The sequence below is a fragment of the Kribbella speibonae genome (assembly GCF_004331375.1).
GTDB lineage: Bacteria > Actinomycetota > Actinomycetes > Propionibacteriales > Kribbellaceae > Kribbella > Kribbella sindirgiensis.
Map to the genome: position 1 here is coordinate 345089 of NZ_SJKC01000001.1, position 21453 is coordinate 366541.

Genomic DNA, 21453 nt, shown 5'->3' on the forward strand with positions numbered 1-21453 from the left:
TGACCAGCCCGGGGCACTAACGTTTGAAGCGAGTGATTCAGAGTTGTTAAGGCGTCCTCCCACCTGCCTTGGAAGACACATAAATGAACAAAGCCCGCACCACCGACCACCACCACCCCGACCTCAGTGCGTTGATGAACAAGAGCGCCGAGGAATGGTCTGCCCCCGAGATCCAGGACGCCGCCCGCGCGGCGCTCAAGATGCACGCTCCGGACCGCGAGCCGTTGACCTGGACCAAGCGGCTCAAGGTCGTCCCCTGGCTGCACCGCAACGACGCGGTCTGCCTGAGCTGCGGCGGCACCTACCCGTGCATCACGCACCGGTACGCCACCCAACTGCTGTCCGCAGGCCGCTACACGATCGCGAAGTCCGACGACCCGGAGCCCCAGGTCAACTGACGTCGTTCGCGCAAGGCGACGTCCGGACAGACGAAGGTCCCGAACCCCAGCCGGGGTTCGGGACCTTCGCCGTTGCGGTGGTGTCAGGAGTCGCTGGGCTTGGACTCTCCCGAGCCCGTCGACTTCCTGGTCGTGGTCCTCTTGGTGGCGCCGTTCGAGGCGGCCTTCACCTCGTCCTTGGCCGCTTCCGGCTTGGCCTCCGCCTTCGGCGCCTCGGCCTTCGAACCCTCGGCCTTCGAACCCTCGGCCTTCGAACCCTCGGCCTTGGAACCGTCGGTCTTCGGGCCGTCGGTCTTCGGGCCGTCCGGCTTCGCGTTGTCGGTCTTCGCGGTGTCGGCCCCCGGCTTGGCGTCGGTCTTGCCGTTGGACGACGGGGTGTCGGTCGGGCGCGACGACGTACCCGCCGGGGCGGAGCTGTAGTCGCGACCGCTGGTCGGGGTGGACTGCCAGGCCGGCTCCGGCGGCGTCAGCAGCTTCTTCACCGCTGCCGCGGCCAGTGCGCCGAGGCCCAGGAACAGCACCACGTTGCGGAGCTTGTGGCTCTTCTTCGGCACGTCGAGCTCACCCTTCAGCGCGGCCTTGGTGGCCTTGCCCCGGCGGGCGGTCTCCTCGACGACCGGTTCGGCGGCGGCTGCCAGGGTCGCCAGCGCGGCGGTCACCTTCGGCAGTACGTCGTCGTTCAGTCGCTCGCGGGCCTTCTCGGCCGCGTGCTCGGTGGCCGGACCGACCTTGGCGAGTGCGTCGTCGAGCACCGGACCGGCCTTCTCCACCGCCTGGTGAGCCAGGTGCGCGCCCCGCTCGACAGCCTTCTCGGCGTACGGCGACACCTTCTCCCGTGCGGTGCCCACAGCCGGCCCGAGGTGGTCGCGGACCTGGCCGACGGCCGGTCCGAACTTCTCCGACGCCGACTCGGCGAGTGGCCTGACCCGGTCCTTGGCGACCTCGACCCGGCCCTTGGACTTCCTCAAACCCACGGTTCCCTCCTCGGTGCCGCCCGCCCCGCGGACAGCTCTCCCGCCCATCGGCGACATGGGCTCTTTTCGGTGACGACTCTGGACAAACCCGGCTTCATCTGCATCGTACGTCGTTCCCAGCCGATTACCCGGTGCCCCCACCGCACTCTCCGTACACATCCGCGTCGATGCCGGGGTTCTTGGAGTGACATGACAGGATCGAGCTTGTCAGTGTTGTATTCCGACTAGGAGTGACTCCCGTGGCCGAAGAGCTGTACGCGACCCTGCAGACGAACAAGGGCGACGTCGTCATCAGGTTGTTCCCGAACCACGCGCCGAAAACGGTGGAAAACTTCGTCGGCCTGGCCGAGGGCACCAAGGAGTGGACCGACACCGAGACCGGGCAGCCGGTCAAGCGGCCGTTCTACGACGGTCTCGGCTTCCACCGGGTGATCGACGGGTTCATGATCCAGGGCGGTTGCCCGCTCGGCACCGGCACCGGCACCCCCGGGTACCAGTTCGACGACGAGATCCACCCGGAGCTCCAGTTCGACCGTCCGTACCTGCTCGCGATGGCGAACGCCGGCATCCAGTTCGGCCACGGCACCAACGGTTCGCAGTTCTTCGTGACCGTGGTCCCGACGCCGCACCTGAACCGCAAGCACACGATCTTCGGTGAGGTCGTCGACGACGACTCGAAGAAGGTCGTGGACGCGATCGCCACCGCGGACACCGCGCCCGGCGACCGCCCGCTCGAGCCGATCGTGATCAACAAGGTCGTCGTCGAGCGCAAGAACGCCTGATTTTCGGGGCGGGGCCGGGTCGCACCCGGTCCCGCTCTTCCAGGGAGGGACCCAACCCGCGTGACCGAGACCGTCTGCTACCGGCACCCGGATCGGCCCGCCGGGGTGCGCTGCCAGCGCTGCGACCGGCCGATCTGCCCGGACTGTATGAACAGCGCCGCCGTCGGCTTCCAATGCCCGAACTGCTTCAACGAGGGCGTCCGCTCGATCCCGAAGACCCGGACCTCACTCGGCGGCATCCAGCGCGCCGGCAGCCAGCAGGTCGTCACCTACACGCTGCTCGCGCTGAACGTGTTCGTCTTCATCGCGGTCCGCGCCGGTAGTCCCCAGCTCCTCAGCGACCTGGTGATGGTCCCGGTGCTGACCGAGAGCGAGCCGTGGCGACTGCTCACGTCGGCGTTCACGCACGTGCAGATCTTCCACATCTTCTCGAACCTGTTCATGCTCTGGCAGCTCGGTCCGCCACTGGAACAGATGCTCGGCCGGCTCCGCTTCACGATCCTCTACCTGCTGTCCGCCCTGGGCGGCAGCGTCGCGGTCTGGTTCCTGTCGTCCCCCGGCGGCGCGACCCTCGGCGCGTCCGGAGCGGTCCTCGGCCTGGTCGGCGCCCTCCTCGTGATCAGCCGCGCCCGCGGCTTGGACATCACCTGGATCATCATGTACGTCGCCGTCACCGCCTTCCTGTCCTTCGCCATCCCCAACGTCTCCTGGCAAGGCCACCTCGGCGGCTTCGTCGTCGGCGCCGCAGTCGCCTGGATCTACCTCCGGCTCTCGGACAACCGCCGCCACAAACAGTCGGCCTAAATCGTTCGTCTTGTGGGTCGTTGGGGCTGAGGATGAGGGCGATGACTACTACTTCTTCCCCCCGCGCGGTTCGGTTTGTCGAGATGACCGGTGGCTCGATGAGCGCGTTGCTGGCTGACGACCGGGCCGCGGCGCAGGCCGAGCTTGGGTTTGTGCTCGGTGATGAGTTCCTTACTGACCGGGCCAAGTGGCTGTGGCAGTACCGGCTGGATCAGCTGGCGCGGGATCCCAGTGCCTTCGGGTGGCTCGTCAAGCTCGTGGTGGCCGATGGGATCGTGGTCGGGTACGCCGGTTTCCACGGTCCGCCCGACGAGAACGGCATGGTGGAGATCGGGTACACCGTCGACCCGCCGTTCCGGCGTCAGGGTTTCGCAAAGGCGATCGTCGCCGCGCTCCTCGAGCGTGCGGCGGCCGAACCCGACGTACGGACCGTCCGGGCCACGATCAGCCCCACCAACGAGGCGTCGCTGGCCACCATCGCCGGGTTCGGCTTCGTGGCGAACGGCGAGCAGTGGGATGACGAGGACGGCTTGGAGCTGATCTTCGACCGCCCCAGCCGCTGAGGCAATGCAACCGGATCGACTCGCCAGGACTCGTGCAGGCAAAGGGTCCGATCTGGGGAGTGGTGATGGCTGACGGCGACACAGTGCGCGAGCTGTACGAGGGGTGTTACCGGCGGCTGGTCGGGCAACTGTTCGCGATCTGCGGGAACCTGGGCGAGGCCGAGGACGCCGTCCAGGAGGCGTTCGTCCGGGCGATCGAGAAACCTCGACGGCTCGCCCAGCTCGACAGCCCGGAGGCGTGGCTGCGCACAGTCGCGCTGAACGTCGTCCGCCGGCGCTACCGCCGCGCGACCCGATCCCACGGGTTGTTCTCCCGAGCAGGTGTCCCCGAGACCACGCTGCCCGGGCTGTCCGCGGACCGGGTCGCGCTGGTCAAGGCCCTGCGACAGCTCCCGTACGAGCAGCGCGAGGCGATCGTGCTGCACCACATCGTCGACCTGCCGGTGCGGGACATCGCCGTACAGCTAGGTGTTCCGGAGGGGACGGTCAAGGCTCGCCTCTCCCGTGGCAGGTCCCGCTTGGCCCCGCTGGTCCACGAGTTCGCCGACGACGCCGAGGAGGTCAACCATGTCTGAACTGAAAGAGCTGTCATGGGACGCGCAAGAGTCCGTTCAGCCACTGCCCTTCGAGGATCTGGAGCGCCGTGGTCTCCGCCGTCGCCACCGTCGGCAAGCGCTGACCGGCGCCGGGGTCGTCGCGGCGGTGGCCGTCGCGGTACTGGCGGCCGTTCTGCCGCTCGGGAACGTGACCGGTACCGAGAAGCCGCCGGCCGCGTCGATCCCGGTCGACCAGGCGGCCGAGAAGCTGGTGCACGACAAGAAGTCGGGCGGCGCCGGCATCGCGTTCGGTACGCCGACGCGATGGGCCTCGGTGTGGTCGTCGCCGCAGCCGGGATACACCTGGAACTACGCCGCGGTGCTGAGCCGCGACGGAGTCCGGACCACCGCGCCGGTGCGCAAGAACCAGTACGTCGTACTTCGGGCCGGTGACGAGGCGCTGGCCGTGTCGATGCCGACCAGCATGAAGGGCACCGACCCGACCTGGGCCCAGTCCGTGATGGTCCGGCTGACGGATCAGGGCCGGATCGAGAAGAAGTTGCGGTGGGCTCCTCCGACCAGCGAGTTCGGTGCAGGCGACGTACTGCTTGCCTACGGCACCCTCCGGGCGCTGAATCTGGAGACCGGCGTTCTGCGGGAGGTAAAGGTCCCCGGGATCGACAACGCGTACGAGCCCTACCTCGACACCACCGGACGCTGGTGGCTGGTCGGCGCCAAGAACAGTGGTCTCGGCAACATCTACTGGACCGATGACCACGGCAAGACCTGGGAACACTCCCTCATCGGCGAAGGCAGCACGGGCGGCCGACTGGCAGTCAGCCCCAACGGCAAGACGATGGTGCTGATCCCCAGCGGCAAGCCGGGCGTGCGGCGCGACCCGGTGCCGGTGCGGTTGTCGACCGACCGGGGCGAACACTGGACGACGGTCGCCAGCCGGAACCCGCCGTACCTCTCGTCGCCCGTTGCCTTCGACAACGGCACCGGGCTCGCGCTCTATCAGGGCAAGAAGCGCGAACTGCTCCGGCCCGGCGCCGGGACGCCGTTCACCCCGCCGGTCGACCTGGGCGGGCTGACAGCGGTCGGCGACTTCGTCTACAGCATGCAGTACAACGGCGACCAGGCCATGACCAGCACCGATCACGGCAAGACCTGGAAGTACTTCACGCCTCGCTAGTTGCAAGCGGCCTAGGCCACAAAATCTGCTCAGTTGGATAAAAGCTGGTGACAACCGGGGTGGCGGACTCGTCTAATCAAGTGACGTCCCGACGGGGGACCGACTGGTTAGGACATCGTCATGAGCCCACGCGCAGTGGACAAACGAGCCCGCCCCGGCAACGAACATCAGGTCGTACGACCCGCCGCACCGGAATCGCCGAGCGCGGTCACCGCCTTGCAGACCACCAACCGCATCTCCCAGCAGAAGCAGCAGCAGGCCAAGGCCTCCTGACACGGCTGGTCAGCGCAGGATCAGGCAGCTGTCGCCGAACTCGTGCCACAGGTAGCGGTGCTCGACGGCGGCGTCGTAGGCGCGTTGGACCTGGTCGGGGCCGGCCACCGACTCGAGGAGCAGCAGGTGTGAAGCCTCGGGTGCGTGCCAGCCGGTGATCAGGCCGTCGACGACGTACGGCGGGCGTTCCGGGCCGAGGATGAGGTCGGTCCACCCGTGCGCTGGGGCGACTGTGCCATCATGAGTCGTGGCTGATTCGATGGCGCGTACGGCGGTGGTGCCGACTGCGATGACGCGGCCGCCGTTGGCCTTGACCCAGTTGACGAGGCGAGCCGTGTGGGCGGGTACGTCGTACCGCTCCGGCTGAGGTGGCTCGTGGCTCTCCAGCGAGGACACGCCGCAGTGCAGCAGGATCGGTGCGATCAGTACGCCCTGCGACGCCAGGTGGCTCACCAGTTCGAAGCTGAACGGTCTGGCGGCGCTCGGCATCTCCGCACTGCCCGGGTCGCGGGCGAAGACGGTCTGGTACGACGCCAACGGCCAGCGCTTGCCGACGTAGTTGTAGGTGATCGGCCGACCGTACTGCTGCAGGTACCCGAGCACATCGACCACCGGCGGCTGAGCGATCCACAGGCGATTCGAGCCCTGGTACGGCGCCAGCAACGTCAGCGCGCCGCCAGGCAGCTCCACCCGGTCGCCCGCCGTACCGTGGAACATCGGTGCGCCGCCGTCGCGTAGCTCGACGACCCAGGTGCCGTCGTCAAGCGGTGTGGAGAAGTGCACGGTGTACGACGCGCTGTCGACCGCAGCGGGCAGCGTGGTGGACGTGTTCACCAGGAGCAGGTCGCCGGGCCGCAGGTGGTCACCGATGCGGTCGAAGCGGGTGTGTGTGACGGTCGACCCCTCCGCGACCAGCAGCTTCACGTGGTCCCGCGAGACGCCGCGGGCTTCCGGCGGTTCGCCGGCGTTCAGCGCCTCCGGCAGGTCGAACCTGGTGTGTGGGTGCACCGTCATGAGGCCACCGCAGGTGCGAACTCGGACGCTCGGTACCTGCCACTCTCCGGCCGGCTGTCCAGCAACTGCAGGAACGCCGGTACGACGGTTGCGGGCTCAGGCCGGTCAGAGATGTCCTCACCGGGGAAGGCGGCTTGGTGCATCGCAGTACGCAGATCACCCGGGTCAACGGCGTACACCGCCAGTGCTGGGTGCTCAGCGGCCAGGATCCGAGTCGCGTGGTCCAGCGCGGCCTTGGCGGAGCCGTAGCCACCCCAGGTCTCGTACGCTTCAACTGCGGCGTCTGAGCTGATATTGATCAGCACACCGGACGCTGTGGTGAGTGCGGGAAGCAAGGCCTGCGTCAGTGCGATCGGTGCGAGTACGTCGACCTCGTACACGCGACGGAGCTCGTCGAGGTCTGCTGTGGCCAGTGCTTGCAGCGGGCTCTGCCCGAGGTAGCTGGCGTTGTTGATCAGCAGGTCGAGCCGACCGAGCTCGGTGATCGCCTCCACCAGGTCGGCGCGGTGGTCAGGGTCGGTGACGTCGCCGGCCAGCGGTACGACGTCGGTGCGGTCAGCCAGTGCGTCGGCTGTGTCCTTGAGCGCTTCGGCGCCACGTGCATCGATCACGAGCGCCCAGCCGCGATCGGCCAGCCCGTGGGCGAGTGCGAGCCCGAGCCCGGCGGACGCGCCGGTGATGAGAGCGACAGGACGGTCGGACGGTTCAGGAGTCATGCCGCTACCGTCATACCTCAACCAAACTTGAAGTCAAGCGTTGCCAGCGGCATCCGTCGGGGTCAGGACTCGGGGAGCAGGATGCCGGGGTTCATGACGTTGTCCGGGTCGAGGGCGTGCTTGACGGCGCGGAGGCTTTCGACGGCCAGCGGGCCGATCTCGGTGGCGTAGGCGTCACGGTGGTCGGTGCCGACGCCGTGGTGGTGGGAGATCGTGCCGCCGGCGTCGGCGATCGCCTGGTTGGCGGCGCGTTTCGCGGTCCGCCACTGCTCGATCGGATCGTCGGACTGCGCGCAGATCACCGTGAAGTAGAGCGACGCGCCGGTCTCGTACACATGGGAGATGTGGCAGAGCACCAGCGGCGGCGTGGTGCCCAACGCGCCGACGAGCGCTTCGGTGACGGCCGTCTTCAGCGCCGGGATGCGCGACCAGAACGCGGCCGTCTCGAGCGTCTCGACGAGCGCGCCCTCGTCGAGCAGGGGATCGCGGAGGTACGGCGCCCGGTAGCGGCCGACCCGCCACGTCTCACCGGGGTCCGCGCCGAGGTTCTTCCCGCCGGCGGCCGTCAGCACGTCCGCGGTCGCCTGGTTGTACGGGCCGTCGAAGCCGATGATCGCGAGTACACCGCCGGATCCGCCGCCGAGCACATCCGGATCGGCGAGGTTCACCGCGGTCTCGACCTCGTCCGACAGCCGGAGCACCGTCGGCAACGGGCCGTCCTGCGCGAGTCGTCGTACGGCGGCCAGCCCGGTGTCGAAGCTCTCGAACCGCCAGCCTTCGAAGTGCCGCTCGGTCGGTCGCGGGCGGATCCGTACGACGACCGAGGTGATGATCCCGAACGCACCCTCGGACCCGAGCACGAGCTGGCGCAGGTCCGGGCCGGCCGCGGACATCGGGGCACGTCCGGCCTCGATCGTGCCGCGCGGAGTCGCGAGCGTCAGGCCCACCACCATCTGGTCGAACCGGCCGTACCCGGCGGACGACTGGCCGCTCGACCGCGCTGCCGCGTACCCGCCGATCGACGCGCCCTCGTAGGACTGCGGGAAGTGGCCCAGGGTGTAGCCGCGCTCGGCGAGCAAGGCCTCGGCCGCCGGACCGCGAACGCCGGCCTGCAGCGTGGCCGTTCGCGAGACCTCATCCAGCTCGACCATTTGGTCCAGCCTGCGGAGGTCGAGCGTCACGAACCGGCGCGACGGCGCGAGGCCGCCGACAACCGACGTACCGCCGGAGTACGGGACTACGGCAAGCCCGGCGGCAGCGCAGCCGGAGAGGATCGCTTGTACTTCGTCGTGTGAGGCGGGGTAGACGACTGCATCCGGCAGGTCGGAGGTGTCGCCGACGCGGAAGCGGAGCAGGTCTGTCGTCGAGTATCCACGGGTGTGTGACCAGCGCGAGTCCAGGTCAGAGGCCACGTGCTCGTCTCCTACGACCTGGCCGAGGAACGACAGTTGGGCCTCGGTGAGGCCGGGTCGGTCGGTCGGCGCGACGGGCTCGGCGGCGGTTCGCCGTACGCCCAGGTGTTTGAGGGCGTCTCGGGCTGCCGACGGCAGATCCACCGGGTGGTCGGGGTCGCCCCAGCGGCCGGGCGTGAGTTGCACCACCGGGAGGTCGGATTCGTTGGTCACTGGCTCCCCTTGGGTGGTCCGGCGAGGTAGCGTCGATGGGAGGTGGAACCCCCTGGCCTCCACCTCCCATCGACAGTTCCAGGATGGCAAGGTCGCTGATACACTCTGACGTGTGATGTCTCAGCGTAGCAGCGAATCGGAGCAGGAAACCAGCACGCGTCCCACGCCGGCGAATGCGATCGGCGAGGAGCGGATCCTGGACGCGGCGTACGAGTTGCTGCTCGCGATCGGGATGCGCCGGATGACGATGGCCGATATCGCCCGGCATGCCGAGGTCTCCCGCGCGACCCTCTACCGGCGCTGGCCGAACGTGCAGGCCGTGGTCGCCGCGTTGATGACCCGGGAGTGGACGATCGCGCTGGTGTCCGCGTTCCAGCCGGATGCCGTGGACGGCCGGGCCCGCCTGGTCGAGGGTGTCGTCGAGGTGGTCGCGAAGACCCGGGTGCACCCGTTGATGCGGAAGATCATCGAGCTCGACCCCGAGTTCCTCACGCCATACCTTCTGGAGCGCCGCGGCAGCAGCACCGTCGCGCACCTCGCGCTGGTCGAGGAAGGTATCCGCCAGGGCCAGGCCGACGCCTCGATCCGCGAAGGCGACCCGGTGTGGCTGGCGCGGCAGATCATCCTGGTCTCGCTCGCCTCGGCGGTGTCGGGCCCGGTGATGGCGGAGAAGGACGAGTACCCGAAGCTCGACGAGGAGCTGCGGGTGATGCTCACCAGGTATCTGACGCCATGATCAGCGTGGGCAACGCGAGTCTCAACGCAGTACGGCGTACTCGGGAGCTCAACGCGCTGAGTGCGGTCGACGTGCTCGTTGTCGGCGGCGGGGTCACCGGCGTCGGCGTGGCGCTGGACGCGGCCGCGCGCGGACTGACCGTTGCCCTGGTGGAGAAGCACGATCTGGCCTTCGGGACCAGCCGGTGGAGCTCCAAGCTCGTGCACGGCGGCCTGCGGTACCTGGCGTCCGGGCACGTCGGGATCGCGTACGAGAGCGCCGTCGAGCGCGGCATCCTGATGAAGACCACCGCGCCGCATCTGGTGCACCCGATCCCGCAGATCGCGCCGTGGTTGCCACAGGCAAGGTTCGTGCAGGCGGCACTGTTGCGGTCGGCCTTCCTCGGTGGCGATGTACTGCGCACGTTCGCGCGGACCAGCGACGACTACCTGCCGCACTCGCGCCGGGTGAGCTCGGCCGAGATCCTGCGGTACGCGCCGACGCTCAAGCCCGAGGGGATGCGCGGCGGTTTCCTGACCTGGGACGGGCAGTTGTACGACGACGCGCGCCTGGTCGTCGCGATCGCCCGGACCGCGGCGCAGTACGGCGCTCGCATCCTGACCCACGTCGCCGCCACGGACGTCACCGGCCGCGGGGCCGTCCTGGTCGACCAGCTGACCGGGGACCGGCGGTCGGTGGACGCGCGGGTGGTGATCAACGCGGCCGGGATCTGGGCGGATCAGGTTGCCTCCGGCATCAAGCTCCGGCCGAGCCGCGGCACCCACTTGGTGCTGCCGCAGTCCGTGTTCGGCGGGCTCTCCGCCGTGCTGACGGTGCCGGTGCCGGGGGAGCTGCGCCGGGTGGTGATGGCGATCCCGGCGCCCGACGACCGGGTGTACGTCGGTCTCACCGACGAGGAGGCGCCCGGCCCGGTGAGCGACGTACCGCACGCGACCGAGGCGGAGATCGACTTCCTGCTGAACACGATCAGCGCCGCGGTGCAGCAGCCCGTGACCCGCGCGGACCTGCTCGGCACGTACGCCGGGCTCCGGCCGCTCCTGGATACAGGCCACCACAACGGCGAGGACAAGACCGCGGACATCTCCCGGCGGCACGCGGTGATCACCAGCCCGGACGGCGTGGTGACGATCGTCGGCGGCAAGCTCACGACCTACCGCCGGATGGCGCAGGACGCCCTCGACAAGGCGCTCGCGCAGTCGACGCTCGAGGTACGGCGGTCCTGCGAGACGCACCGGATCCCGCTCGTGGGTGCGGCCGATCGCGTCCACCTGGCCGCGGTCCGGGCGCCGGCGCGGTTCGTCCAGCGGTACGGCGTGGAGGCGCCGCAGGTGATCGCCGGTCCGCCCGAGCTGCAGGATCCGATCGCGCCGGGGCTGCGGACGACGTACGCCGAGGTGCGGTTCGCCGTCCGGCACGAGGGAGCGCTGACCGAGGACGACGTACTGGATCGGCGAACGCGGATCGGCCTGTCGGCGGCGGATCGGGAGCTCGCGCTGCCCGCGGTCCGGGAGGCTTTCGCGGCGGTGTGAGTCCGGTCTTGGGTTAACTTGGCTGCGGGGAGGTAGAAGGTGACGCAGCCGTACCAAGGACCGGGGCCGTATCAGGGGCCCGGGCCGTACCAGCCGATGCCGTATCAGCCGATGCCGGTGGTGCCGCAGTACCGGCCGTTGCGGGCGCTCGCGATCGTCAGCATCTCGCTGATGGGGGTGACCGCGCTCGGTGCCGTGATCCAGTGCGTGCTGCTCTGGCGGTCGTACAGCGAGGTCAAGCGGTTCGTGTACGGCCTGCTCTCCGACGAGGAGATCCAGCGCGGCGTCGAGTCGATCGCCGGCTCCGGCCCGCTGCTCAACCTGATCACCTACCTGCTGATCGGGACCGGGATCGCGTACCTGATCTGGCTGTGGCGCGCCCGCGACAACGTCGACTTCCTGTATTCGCCGTTCGCCCCGAACCCGACCGTCCCGACCCACGGCGCGCACCGCCGGGCGCCCGGATGGGTCGTCGGCGCGTGGATCTGCCCGATCGTGCAGTTCTGGTACCCGCTGCAGGTCGTCGAGGACGTCGCCCGCGCCAGCGAGCCGCCCGATCAACCCGGGATCGCGCACTCCGGCCGGTTCCGTGCCTTGCTGTACACGTGGTGGGTGGCCTGGTGCGGTTTCTGGGTCATCATCGTCGGCGGCGGATCGGCCGCGGTGATCGGGTTCGTGATCTGGATCGTCCGGCTGGTCGAGGTGGCGGACACCGACCCGGAGGGGTACGTCGACATCTACGACCTGCAGGACTACATGGTCCGGGTCGCGCTGGCCGTCGACATCGGGTTCACGGTCGCGACGGTCCTGCTCGTCGTCGCGGCGGTCACGTCGGCACTCCTGATGCTCCAGGTCGGCCACTGGCAGCAGTCACGGCTCGCTCCGCCGCCGCGGGTCCAGGACTTCGTGCAGCCGCCGCCCCAGCCACCGCAGTACGCCCCGCGCCCGCAGCACCCCGGCCCGGGCTTCCCGACCTACGGACCCTGAAGCAGTACGACGCTCGCATCGTCGTACTGCTTCCGGTTGGTAGTGGTCACGGCGTCGTGTTCCCGCACCAGCTCGATCAGCCGTCGCGGCCCCGCGGTCGTGAGTACGTCGAGCAGCTCCTCCCACGAGTGCCCGTAGCGTTCGGCGAAGCGGGACGCGCCGTCGGAGAGGATCGCGATCACGTCGATGTCGGCGCGGTCCGTGGTGCCGACGACGGCCTCGTACGCCGCTTTCGGGTCGGTGCTCGCGACCCAGAACCCGCCCGGCTGGTTGCGCGACCTGCGGGTGGCCTCGCGGCTTCGGTCCGGGAGCTCAGCGATCCGGTCGTCGCTGTGGACGGTGATCTGTCCGGCGGGCGAGCGCATGACGACCGGCGAGTCGGCCAGGACGAGATGCTCCACACGATCCGGGTGCAGCCGAATCATCGAGACCGTGGACGACGGGCTGTCGGGATTGCTGACGTCGCAGGTGTCCGCATGGCTGGCGCGCACCGCGGCGATCGTCTCCGCGAGCAGGTCCGTCAGCGGCTCGGCCGACTGAGCGAGGAGCGGCGGTGCGAGCTGGACAGCGAGCCGCTTCACCAGCCAGGCGACATCGTGCAGACAGCCCGAGTCGACACCTGGCGGAGCGCTCGCGCCGTCCAGCACGACGGCGAAGTCAGGTCCGGTCAGGACGAGGTCCTCGTTGAAGGCGGTGGGCGGCCGCCGATCCGGCGCTACCTCACTGATCGCTCGGGTTTCCACAGGGATAGTCTGCCCAGCTGTCGGCCAGGGACTGCTCGAGGGCGATCTTGGGGGACCAGCCGAGCGCGTCCCCGATCAGGGTGGTGTCGGCCTGCTGCCACGGCGCGCCGAGTGCGGTCTCCTGCTCGGTGTCGTCGACGATCGTCGCCGGCTGACCGCTGAGCTCGAACAACTGCCCGGCGAGGTCCCGGGCGAGCGTCGCCCGGCCGGTCCCGATGTTCAGCACCGGCGGCAGCTTCCCGTCCGCGAGCGCGACCGCGAGCACGGCCTCGGCGACGTCCCGGACGTCGACGAAATCGCGCCAGACGTCCAGCGACCCGACCTCGATTAGCTGCCGGGACCGCAGATCCCGGATCACCCGCCCGGTCAGCGTGCTGTCCGGCGCTCCCGGCCCGATCACATCGAAGATCCGCAGTACGACGGCGTCGGCGCCGGCCCGCTGCGCCCGGAGGACGAGCTCCGATCCGGCGAGCTTCGTGATCCCGTACGGACCGAGCGGCCGCGGCGCGCTCTCCTCGGACAAGCTGGTGCCGTGCGGAGCCCCGCCGTACTCCGCCGCGGACCCGAGGTGCACGAAACGGGCATGCCCGGCGTGATCGCGGACCGAGGCGAGCAGGGCCTCGACGGCGATCACGTTCGCGCGGACCAGGTCGGCCGGCTCGCCGAACGTGGCGCCGACGGCGTTGACGATCACGGTCGGCTTGTACATCCCGATCTGGGTGTCCAGCGCGTACGGGTGCATCGCGGCCAGGTCGCAGCGCCGGTACGGCTCGCTCCGGGTCCGGCTCAGCCCGCGGTACTCGATACCGCGGTCGGCGAGCAGCGCGCAGATCCTGGCGCCGAGGAAACCTCCCGCGCCGAACACCATCACCCGCTCAGTTCCGGTCACCCCTCCATCGTGCGGCCGTTATTTGTCGGTCCGCCGTACGTTCTCCGTCGTCAGCATCACAGTGTCGGTACGGCGTGACACTGTGGGGGCCATGGCAGATCGAGTGGGCGGGCGTCCGGCGGCGCAGACCGAGTCGACGATCCGGGACTGGGACGACCAGGACCCGTCCGGGCAGACGTACCGGCGGGTGCTGTTCGTGGACTCCGACCTGACCGAGGTGGAGAACCGCGGCGGGGTGTTCGAGGAGTGCACGTTCCGCGGGGTCCGGTTCAACGCGTCGACGCACACCGACGCCGCGTTCGTGAACTGTACGTTCGTCCGGTGTTCGCTGTTCGACACGACGTTCACGCGGTGCAAGCTGGTCGGTAGCCTGTTCGACGACTGCGCCCACAGCCTGATGAAGGTGGCCGGCGGCGACTGGTCGTTCACCGGGCTGCCCGGGGCGGATCTGAAGGGCGCCGAGTTCACCGGCGTGAAGATGCGCGAGGCGGACCTGACCGGTCTGCGGGCCCAGAAGGCCGTGCTGCGCGACCTCGACCTGTCGGGCGCGTTCCTGCACAAGGCCGATTTCACCGGCGCGGACCTGCGCGGTTCCGACCTCTCGACGCTCGATCCGCTGACCGTCACGCTCAAAGACGCCCGGATCGACGTCACCCAGGCGATGGTCGTCGCCGCGGCGCTCGGGCTCGACGTCAGGCCGTAACTCGGCGCTGTGGATATCCCCAGGTAGTCACGCGGTCATCCACGGTTCCATCCACAGCCTGTGGATAACTATCCGGATAACTGTGTATTCGTACTGTGATATCTCGCCGGGCGCCCGGCCTGCGCCAGGGTTCCGCGCCGATGCCGGCCCGGATGTCGAGGCCGCCGTACGACGAGCATCGCGGCGTGCTCGACCACTGCCGGGCTGACGACCAGGAAGCCGGGGCGGGCGACCAGGCTCCGGGTCAGTGTCTGGAGGCCGGCGGCCAGGCCGACTCCGCAGAACGCGCCGAGCGAGTTCGCGATCAGGTCGTGCAGCTGGCACGACCTGCCGAGTTGCGGCAGCAGCGCCTGCACCGCCTCGACCGCGGCCGACATCCCGATCCCGGCCGCGATGCCGTCGCCCGGACGGCCGCTGGCCAGCGTGAGCATGCCCGCGGCCGGCACGAACAGCACGACGTTGAGCAGACCCTGGAGCGACGTCAGCCCGCCGGTCGTGGTCAAGTGCGTCCCGCATTCGCCGATCTGGCCGAGGCGATGCGTCGTCGGACTGAGCGTCGCCGCGATCACCAGCGCGAACGCGGCCGGCAAGCAGAACGCGGCCAGCCGGGGGACCAGGTCACCCGGACGGCGAAACGACGAGAGGGCGACCGGCAGGGTCATGCCGGTCAGCACGAGCCAGGTGTCCAGCAGGTGTGGGATTCCGCGATAAGTCTCGAGCACGTGTCCGGACCCTCCCGTGGTCGACCTGACTCGAACTCTTGTGGACTTCGTGTTCCTGAATCGACGATCATCCGCGCGCTCCCACTACCGCCAGCCTTGTCCGGACATCTGCACGCAGCCGCAAACCCGCCGTGACAGTCTGTGACAGTCCGTGTACAAACTGACACGGAAGAAAGGTGCGCAGGGCAACGATCTTGTGCCCAGTCCTAGACGCGGTAGTCGCTGTCCCGGCGGTCGGTGATGAACATGTTGCCGGGCGCGTGGGTGATCGCGTACGGCGGCCGGGAGGCCATCAGCGCGGCCTGGGGCGTCACGCCGCAGGCCCAGAACATCGGTACGTCGCCGGCGGCCGCGTCGACCGGATCGCCGAAGTCCGGTCGCGCGAGGTCGGCGATCCCCAACCCGCTCGGGTCCCCGATATGCACCGGCCCGCCATGAACGGCCGGCATCGCTCGGGTGATCCGTACGGCGTCGTCGACCCGGTCGGCCGGAATCTGCCGCATCGACACCACCAGCGGACCGTGCAGCCGCCCGGCGGGCTCGCACTCGCGGTCGGTCACGTACATCGCGACGTTCCGCCCCTGGTCGACGTGCCGCAGCGGGATCCCGTCGGCGGCCAGCGCGGTCTCGAACGTGAAGCTGCACCCGAGCGAGAACGCGACCAGGTCGTCCCGCCACAGCTCGGTCGCATCCGCCACCTCGGCCGCCAACTCGCCGTCCTGCCAGATCCGGTACTGCGGCAGGTCGGTCCGGAGGTCCGCGCCCCGGGCGAGCCGCGTCGTCGGGTCGCCCGGATCACTCACATCGAGCACCGGACAGGCCTGCGGGTTGCGCGTGCAGAAGAGCAACACGTCGTACGCCCAGTCCGCGGGGACCGCGATCAGGTTGGTCTGCGTGTAGCCGCCGGCCCATCCGGTGGTCGGCCCGCTGTAGTCGTCCCGGAACAGTGACCGGGCCTGGGCCGGACTGAGCATTGCGGTCGTCGTCATGAGACCCCCTCTCAGGTGATCTCACGATAGAGATTGTTGAACAATACGACAAGAGGTCAGATGACGATCTCGTGGATCCATTCGGCCGGTGCCTGAGTGTGCAGGCGCCAGTAGTGGTTCGCGATGTCGTCCGGGTCCCAGCCGCTGCCGGGGGACACGCCGCCGCTGACGGTGACACTCGCGGCATGGACACCCGCCGCGCCGTACTGCTGATCCAGAAGGGTGACGACCGCGCGGACGCCGGCCTTGCCGAGGGACAGGCTCGCGTAGTCGGGCTTCGGCAGCGGCATGCCGCCGGTGATCAGGAACGAGCCGCTGCCGCGCTCGGCCATCGCGGGCGCGAGATGCGCCGCGGTGGTGATCGCCCCGACGACGTTGACCGCCAACGCGTCGAGATGCTGCTGCGCGCTGAGGTCGCCGATCCGGTCCGGCTGGATCAGCGCCGCGTTGTAGACGACCGCATCAGGGACGCCGAACGCCTCGACGACCCGGTCGAGCGCCGCGCGGAGGCCGGCCTCGTCCGTCACATCGGCCGTGACCGGCAGTACGCCGGCACTCCCGAACTCCTCGGCCGCGGCCTTGACCGTCGCCTCAGAGCGCGCGATCAGGCCGGCGCTCATCCCCTCCCGGACGAACCGCCGCGCCACCGCGAGCCCGATTCCCGGACCTACTCCCACCACCACGACTCCAGACATGGCGGGAATCGTAAACCTTGCCCTTTGGGTCAAGATCAAACGGGACGGTGCCGGGCGACGGCAGCGGCGGACCGGTCGTCGCCGTCGGCGCGGAGACCGTCGATCACGCCGTCGACATCCGCGGCCGGGCGGTTCTGGCTGAGCTTGAACTTGGCCTCGATCCGCTTGATCGCGATCTCCACGCCGACGATCGCCCGCAGTTGCCCGGCGACGAACTTCGCCGGCGCGTCATCCACCGACCACGGCTCCGCGCGGCCGCTCTCGTGATGGTCCGAGAGGCGCCGTACGACGTTCTCGACCCAGACGGGATCGTCGTGCACGGTCATCGTTCCGTGCACGTGGGCGGTGATGTAGTTCCAGGTCGGGACGACGCGGCCGTGGTCGCGTTTCGAGGCGTACCAGGTCGGGGAGACGTACGCGTCCGGTCCGCGCATGATCACCAGCGCATCGCCGATCACGGGGAGGCGCCAGTGCTCGTTGTTCCGCGCCAGGTGCCCGAGCAGGACGTTCCGCTCGCGGTCGTGGACGAACGGCAGCATCGTGGCCGTCAGCCCGTCGGGCGTCATCGTGACCAGATCCGCCGCGCCGTGATGGGCCAGCAACTCCAGAACGGCCTCGTCATCAGGGGCGAAGTGCGCAGGAACGTACATGCTTTCAGTCTCCGCACGGACGCGGGCCCTCGACAGGTCCAATGCGTGCGGCTTTCGTCAGCCCACTTTCAGCGCGGCGGCCTGGTCGTAGTCGTCGTGCCAATCACCGGTCGGCGGCAGGATGACGCGCTCCACACCGGCTGCCTCGTACGCGGCGAGCTGTTCGAGCGGGTCGCCGTCGAGCTGGGGCGCGACCACGGTCGCCTTCAACTGCTTGCCGTCGGCAAGTTCGTTGATCCGCTCCAGGCTCGTCCGTACCTCGGCCGGCGACATCGCGATCGTCGCCCAGCCATCGGCGTACGCGGCCGCTCGCCGATGGGCGCGGACACCGTTCCCGGCCACGAAGATCGGCGGTACCGGCGACCCGGGCGCGATCGTCACGTCGAGGTCCGGCCCGAGCGTCGTGGGTTTGCCGGCGATGAGATCCGGGAGTACGGCGAGCGCCTCGTCCGTCAGCCGCCCGCGATCGGCGAACTCGACACCGGCCGCCCGCCAGCCGACGTCACCGTGCGCGGGGTTGCCGGTCCCGACACCGAGCACGAGCCGGTTGTTCGACAGCAGCTGCAGCGTGCTGATCTGCTTCGCCGCCCACGCGACCGGCCGCAACGCCAGCAGCATCACGTTGTACCCGACCGTGATCCGCTCGGTCACCGCGGCCGCGGTCGCCAGTACGACGGAACTGTCCAGCATCGGCGCACTCGCGACCAGATGATCCGTCGACCACACCGAGTCCAGCCCCACCTCCTCGGCGTACCGCGCACTCGCCCGTACATCTCCGAGAATCGTCTGCGCCGGATCCGGCGACGACGTCGGCAGAATGACCCCGATCTCAACCGTCATACCCCGCCCAACCTCCACCCCAGCAGACGTATTCCACCGACCCGAATCTCGCAGCCCGCAAGTCAGTGGCGCGGCAAGACCGTCGAGACGATCGAGGGAAGCTGCAGGTCGTCGATGCCGATACCGAGATCTCGCAGCAGCATGACGAGTTCGGAGTGCTGTTGCTGGGCTCGATCCTGCTCGCCCAGGGCCGCGTGGACCGCGGCGAGCCGGACAAGGTCATGGGCGAGCTCGAGTCGCACGCCCTCGTGCCGATGTCGCGACAGGGCTCGTTCGAGCAACGGTGCGGCCTCGGTGGCGCGCCCGCGGGCGAGCAGCACGTCGGCGCGCAGGCGCAGCTCCGCGTCCGTCGGCTCGGAGTCCGGTGCGCTCGGGCCGTACGGCGCCGAGCTGTCGTCGAGGATCCGCTCGGCGCGGTCGACGTCATCGGCTCGCAGCGCGATCGCCGCTCGGGTCTGGACGAGGTCGAGAAGGACGTTGCGGTCCTCCAAACTCTTGGCGAGCTGTTCGGCCTCCTCCAGCGCCCGCTCGGCCGCTGCCACGTCGCCGGTCAGCGCGAGGCAGCCGGCGTAGGTGATGAGCCAGATACTCAGTCGCCGGGACGGCCCGCGCACCCGTTCGGCCTGCACGTTCTCAGCGACCAGCGCCGCACCCCGGGCGGGATGTCCGGTGCGCGCCAGCATCATGCCGAGGTGTCCGTGTGCCAGGGCCAGGATCGTGTTGTCGTGGTGCGCCGTCGCGAGAGACGCGGCTTCTTCGAACCGGGCCGCCGCGTCCTCGAAGCGACCGAGCTCGCGCAGTGCGCAGCCGAACTGCACCAGCGCGCTCAGCTCCATCGACCCGGCCTTTAGCTCGCGCGCGACGGCGAGCTGCGACTGCGCCAGATCAACCAGCTCGGAGAACCGTCCGGCCTCGGCGGCGGTGTGGAACAACGACCGCAGGACGCCCCAGCGCAGCACCGGGTCCGAACAGTCGGCAGCCCGCCGCAGCAGACCCGCACGGACGTGCTCCTCGCCTCGGACCACCAGGTAGCCGTCCGAACGCAGTGCGAGCGCGGCCGCCAGGTCGACCTCCCCGGCGCGGCTCAGCGCGTGGACGAGGTCACGGATGCTGTCGATCTCGGCGTCGAACCAGGCCGCGGGCCGGTCTGCGGCGACGGTCACCCGACGAGGCGGGAGACCCGCCGGGACTGTCGCACCGTCCGGACCGGTCACCGGGCGCATGCCGTGACCGAGGCCGTCGTCGGCCTGCGAAGCCAGTCCCAACCACGCCATGGCGACGGCACGACGACAACTCGTGCCGGCGCTCGCGTCCTCCTCGCGGACAGCGCGCTCGCCGGCGAATGTCGCAACCAGGGGGTGCAGGGTGAACCGGAGCTGTCCCGCGGTATCACGACCGACCGGCTCGACGAGATGGACGTCGACGAGCTCGTCGAGCGCCCGCGAGCCCAGGGCGACGTCGTCCTCCAGCAGCACGCCGGCGAGCCACGCCGGCCAGGTCGTCACCGAGGCGGCGGCGACCCGTCGGAGCAGTCGCTGAGCGGGTTCGGACAGGTGCCCGTCGTACGACAGCGCGATGCTGGCCCGAACGTCGACGTCCCCGATCGCGAGCTCGTCCAGACGGATGTGCTCCTCGCTCAGATGGTCGACCACCTCGGACAGATCGACGACGCCGGACGCGAGCCGGGCCGCGACGACCATCACGGCGAGGGGTAGGCGCCCGCACAGCTGCACGGCGGACCGGGCGAGCCCAGGCGCCGGCTCGGCGACGTCCCGACCTGCGTGCAGCAGATCGACAGCGACCTCGGTCGACAGGGTCGGCACGTTTCGGCGGAGCACGTCGGCCATGCCGGCGAGCCGGTGACGTGAGGTGACGATCGCGGCCGAACGAGGCGACGGTGGGAGCAGGTCGCGAACCTGCCGTTCGTCGAGGGCGTCGTCCAGCACCACCAGCACGCGACGGTTGGCGATCGCGCTGCGATAGAGCGCCAGCCGCTCTTCACGTCGGCCGTGGGCGGGTGGAGCGGTGGCACCGAGGGCGCGCAGGAATCGGTCGATGATCTCGTCGGGGTCACGCGGGTCGCGCGAGGTGCCGTCCAGCTCGGCGTACAAGGTGCCGTCGGGATACCCGTTCTGGACGCGGTCGGCAAGAGCGACAGCCAGTGAGGTCTTGCCGATACCGCCCGCTCCGACGAGGAGCACCGTGCCCGGACGGGGTTCAGGCGTCCGCAGGACCTCGGTCAGCTGGGCCAGGAGCTCGTCACGTCCGACCAGAGAGATGGGGCGGGGCAGCTGGCGGGGCACGTGACGAGGAGACGCCGACGGTGGGTCGACCTCCCGCAGGAGGCTGGAGTGAGTTTCCTGGAGATCCTGCCCTGGCTCGACACCGAACTCGGCGACGAGCCGGCGTCGCAGGTCCTGGTAGGCGCCGAGAGCTTCGGTACGCCGGCCGCTCCGGGCCAGAGCGCGCAACCGAAGGTCGTGCAGACCTTCGTGGAGTGGATCGGCGGCCAGCAGGGCGTGCACCGTCTCGAGCACGCCGGCGTGGTCGTGCGTGGCGAGCTGCGCCTGGGCGAGTGCGTCGCCGGCCGCGACCCGCTCGCGGTGAAGGGACTCGCGGGTCGCGACGGCCCAGTCACCGGACAGGTCGGCGAGCGCGTCCCCGCGCCAGAGTGCCAACGCTGCGTCCAGCTCGATCCGGGCGTCGCCGTACTGCTCGTTCTGCAGGTGCTCCCGCCCGCGGAGGACGGACAGCCGGAACTCGTGCAGGTCGAGTCCGTGGTCGGTGAGAGCGAGCTGATAGCCGAGCGGACGGGTCACGATGAGCGCCCCGGTCGCGTCCAGCTTGCGGCGCAGTCGGGCGATGATGTTGTGCAGCTGCTGCCGGGCGGACTGCGGAGGTGACGACCACACCGTGTCGATCAGCCGCTCGGACGACGTCACCCGGTCGGCGTTGATGAGCAGCATCGACAGGACGAGCCGCTCCCGGCCACCGAGAGCGACGGGTTCCCCCGCCACCTCGACCGGCCCGAGAACACGAAAGTGCACGCCACATTCTCGGTCACGGTCGGGGGCGTTGAGGTCAGCAGGT

General features: G+C 69.6%; 23 protein-coding genes. 11 read left to right on the top strand and 12 right to left on the bottom strand.

Features of this window, described 5'->3' with window-relative positions:
* Nucleotides 1-83 precede the first annotated feature (83 nt).
* Nucleotides 84-398, top strand: coding sequence for a hypothetical protein (locus E0H92_RS01710; protein ID WP_131284586.1), 315 nt, complete (start codon nucleotides 84-86; stop codon nucleotides 396-398).
* Between the two features lie 83 nt (nucleotides 399-481).
* Here E0H92_RS01710 and E0H92_RS01715 read toward each other — a convergent pair whose 3' ends face one another.
* Nucleotides 482-1372: a hypothetical protein gene (locus E0H92_RS01715; RefSeq protein ID WP_131495160.1), complete on the bottom strand. Its 891-nt coding sequence runs from the start codon at nucleotides 1370-1372 to the stop codon at nucleotides 482-484.
* A 239-nt stretch (nucleotides 1373-1611) separates the two neighbouring features.
* On the opposite strand from E0H92_RS01715, the gene E0H92_RS01720 reads away from it, so the two are divergent.
* The 6 genes from E0H92_RS01720 (at nucleotide 1612) to E0H92_RS43995 (ending at nucleotide 5525) form a co-directional block, all read left to right on the top strand.
* A complete protein-coding gene (locus E0H92_RS01720) occupies nucleotides 1612-2154 on the top strand; it encodes a peptidylprolyl isomerase (RefSeq protein WP_131284582.1) in 543 nt (180 codons plus the stop codon).
* Between the two features lie 60 nt (nucleotides 2155-2214).
* Complete coding sequence (locus E0H92_RS01725; protein WP_131495161.1) at nucleotides 2215-2958, top strand: rhomboid family intramembrane serine protease; 744 nt, start codon at nucleotides 2215-2217, stop codon at nucleotides 2956-2958.
* A 41-nt stretch (nucleotides 2959-2999) separates the two neighbouring features.
* The gene (locus tag E0H92_RS01730) at nucleotides 3000-3521 is read left to right on the top strand and encodes a GNAT family N-acetyltransferase (protein WP_165549663.1); all 522 of its coding nucleotides are present in this window, start codon (nucleotides 3000-3002) and stop codon (nucleotides 3519-3521) included.
* Nucleotides 3522-3586: 65 nt separating this feature from the next.
* Nucleotides 3587-4096, top strand: a complete 510-nt coding sequence (locus E0H92_RS01735) for an RNA polymerase sigma factor (protein WP_131495162.1) — start codon at nucleotides 3587-3589, stop codon at nucleotides 4094-4096.
* On the top strand, nucleotides 4089-5252 hold the full coding sequence (locus tag E0H92_RS01740) for a beta propeller repeat protein (RefSeq protein ID WP_131495163.1): 1164 nt from the start codon (nucleotides 4089-4091) through the stop codon (nucleotides 5250-5252). The genes E0H92_RS01735 and E0H92_RS01740 overlap by 8 nt, the downstream gene beginning before the upstream one ends.
* A gap of 120 nt (nucleotides 5253-5372) precedes the next feature.
* A complete protein-coding gene (locus tag E0H92_RS43995; protein ID WP_165546986.1) occupies nucleotides 5373-5525 on the top strand; it encodes a hypothetical protein in 153 nt (50 codons plus the stop codon).
* A 9-nt stretch (nucleotides 5526-5534) separates the two neighbouring features.
* Here the strand turns inward: E0H92_RS43995 and E0H92_RS01745 are convergent, their stop codons facing one another.
* From E0H92_RS01745 to E0H92_RS01755, 3 genes are all read right to left on the bottom strand, one after another.
* Nucleotides 5535-6539, bottom strand: a complete 1005-nt coding sequence (locus E0H92_RS01745; protein WP_131495164.1) for an S-adenosylmethionine:tRNA ribosyltransferase-isomerase — start codon at nucleotides 6537-6539, stop codon at nucleotides 5535-5537.
* A complete protein-coding gene (locus tag E0H92_RS01750) occupies nucleotides 6536-7255 on the bottom strand; it encodes an SDR family NAD(P)-dependent oxidoreductase (RefSeq protein ID WP_131466995.1) in 720 nt (239 codons plus the stop codon). The genes E0H92_RS01745 and E0H92_RS01750 overlap by 4 nt, the downstream gene beginning before the upstream one ends.
* Before the next feature lie 62 nt (nucleotides 7256-7317).
* Nucleotides 7318-8880: an FAD-binding oxidoreductase gene (locus E0H92_RS01755; protein WP_202873490.1), complete on the bottom strand. Its 1563-nt coding sequence runs from the start codon at nucleotides 8878-8880 to the stop codon at nucleotides 7318-7320.
* 115 nt (nucleotides 8881-8995) lie between these two features.
* On the opposite strand from E0H92_RS01755, the gene E0H92_RS01760 reads away from it, so the two are divergent.
* From E0H92_RS01760 to E0H92_RS01770, 3 genes are read left to right on the top strand one after another with little or no spacing between them, the layout of a single operon-like run.
* Entirely contained in the window at nucleotides 8996-9616 is a 621-nt protein-coding gene (locus E0H92_RS01760) for a TetR/AcrR family transcriptional regulator (protein WP_131495165.1), read from the top strand.
* A complete protein-coding gene (locus E0H92_RS01765) occupies nucleotides 9613-11145 on the top strand; it encodes a glycerol-3-phosphate dehydrogenase/oxidase (protein WP_131495166.1) in 1533 nt (510 codons plus the stop codon). Before E0H92_RS01760 ends, E0H92_RS01765 begins: the two co-directional genes overlap by 4 nt.
* Before the next feature lie 39 nt (nucleotides 11146-11184).
* Nucleotides 11185-12132 (top strand): DUF4328 domain-containing protein, encoded by a 948-nt coding sequence (locus E0H92_RS01770; RefSeq protein ID WP_131466997.1) that lies wholly within the window; start codon nucleotides 11185-11187, stop codon nucleotides 12130-12132.
* On the opposite strand, the gene E0H92_RS01775 is transcribed toward E0H92_RS01770, so the two are convergent.
* Together E0H92_RS01775 and E0H92_RS01780 are read right to left on the bottom strand one after the other, a co-directional pair.
* Nucleotides 12120-12875: a protein phosphatase 2C domain-containing protein gene (locus E0H92_RS01775; RefSeq protein ID WP_238173270.1), complete on the bottom strand. Its 756-nt coding sequence runs from the start codon at nucleotides 12873-12875 to the stop codon at nucleotides 12120-12122. The genes E0H92_RS01770 and E0H92_RS01775 overlap by 13 nt on opposite strands.
* Nucleotides 12853-13764 carry an NAD-dependent epimerase/dehydratase family protein gene (locus tag E0H92_RS01780; RefSeq protein WP_238173271.1) on the bottom strand — a complete coding sequence of 304 codons (912 nt, stop codon included), beginning with the start codon at nucleotides 13762-13764 and terminating at the stop codon, nucleotides 12853-12855. The genes E0H92_RS01775 and E0H92_RS01780 overlap by 23 nt, the downstream gene beginning before the upstream one ends.
* A gap of 91 nt (nucleotides 13765-13855) precedes the next feature.
* Here E0H92_RS01780 and E0H92_RS01785 point away from each other — a divergent pair, with 91 nt between their 5' ends.
* Nucleotides 13856-14467 (top strand): pentapeptide repeat-containing protein, encoded by a 612-nt coding sequence (locus tag E0H92_RS01785; protein WP_131495167.1) that lies wholly within the window; start codon nucleotides 13856-13858, stop codon nucleotides 14465-14467.
* Nucleotides 14468-14535: 68 nt separating this feature from the next.
* On the opposite strand, the gene E0H92_RS01790 is transcribed toward E0H92_RS01785, so the two are convergent.
* The 6 genes from E0H92_RS01790 to E0H92_RS01815 all read right to left on the bottom strand — a co-directional run bounded on the left by E0H92_RS01790 (nucleotide 14536) and on the right by E0H92_RS01815 (nucleotide 21410).
* Nucleotides 14536-15189, bottom strand: coding sequence for a VanZ family protein (locus E0H92_RS01790; protein WP_131495168.1), 654 nt, complete (start codon nucleotides 15187-15189; stop codon nucleotides 14536-14538).
* Between the two features lie 206 nt (nucleotides 15190-15395).
* The gene (locus tag E0H92_RS01795) at nucleotides 15396-16178 is read right to left on the bottom strand and encodes a putative hydro-lyase (RefSeq protein WP_131495169.1); all 783 of its coding nucleotides are present in this window, start codon (nucleotides 16176-16178) and stop codon (nucleotides 15396-15398) included.
* 56 nt (nucleotides 16179-16234) lie between these two features.
* A complete protein-coding gene (locus E0H92_RS01800) occupies nucleotides 16235-16873 on the bottom strand; it encodes an SDR family oxidoreductase (protein ID WP_131495170.1) in 639 nt (212 codons plus the stop codon).
* A 35-nt stretch (nucleotides 16874-16908) separates the two neighbouring features.
* Nucleotides 16909-17523, bottom strand: a complete 615-nt coding sequence (locus E0H92_RS01805; protein WP_131495171.1) for an FMN-binding negative transcriptional regulator — start codon at nucleotides 17521-17523, stop codon at nucleotides 16909-16911.
* 57 nt (nucleotides 17524-17580) lie between these two features.
* Entirely contained in the window at nucleotides 17581-18363 is a 783-nt protein-coding gene (locus E0H92_RS01810; protein ID WP_131495172.1) for an LLM class flavin-dependent oxidoreductase, read from the bottom strand.
* Nucleotides 18364-18425: 62 nt separating this feature from the next.
* Nucleotides 18426-21410, bottom strand: a complete 2985-nt coding sequence (locus tag E0H92_RS01815; protein ID WP_131495173.1) for an AfsR/SARP family transcriptional regulator — start codon at nucleotides 21408-21410, stop codon at nucleotides 18426-18428.
* Between the last annotated feature and the right edge of the window lie 43 nt (nucleotides 21411-21453).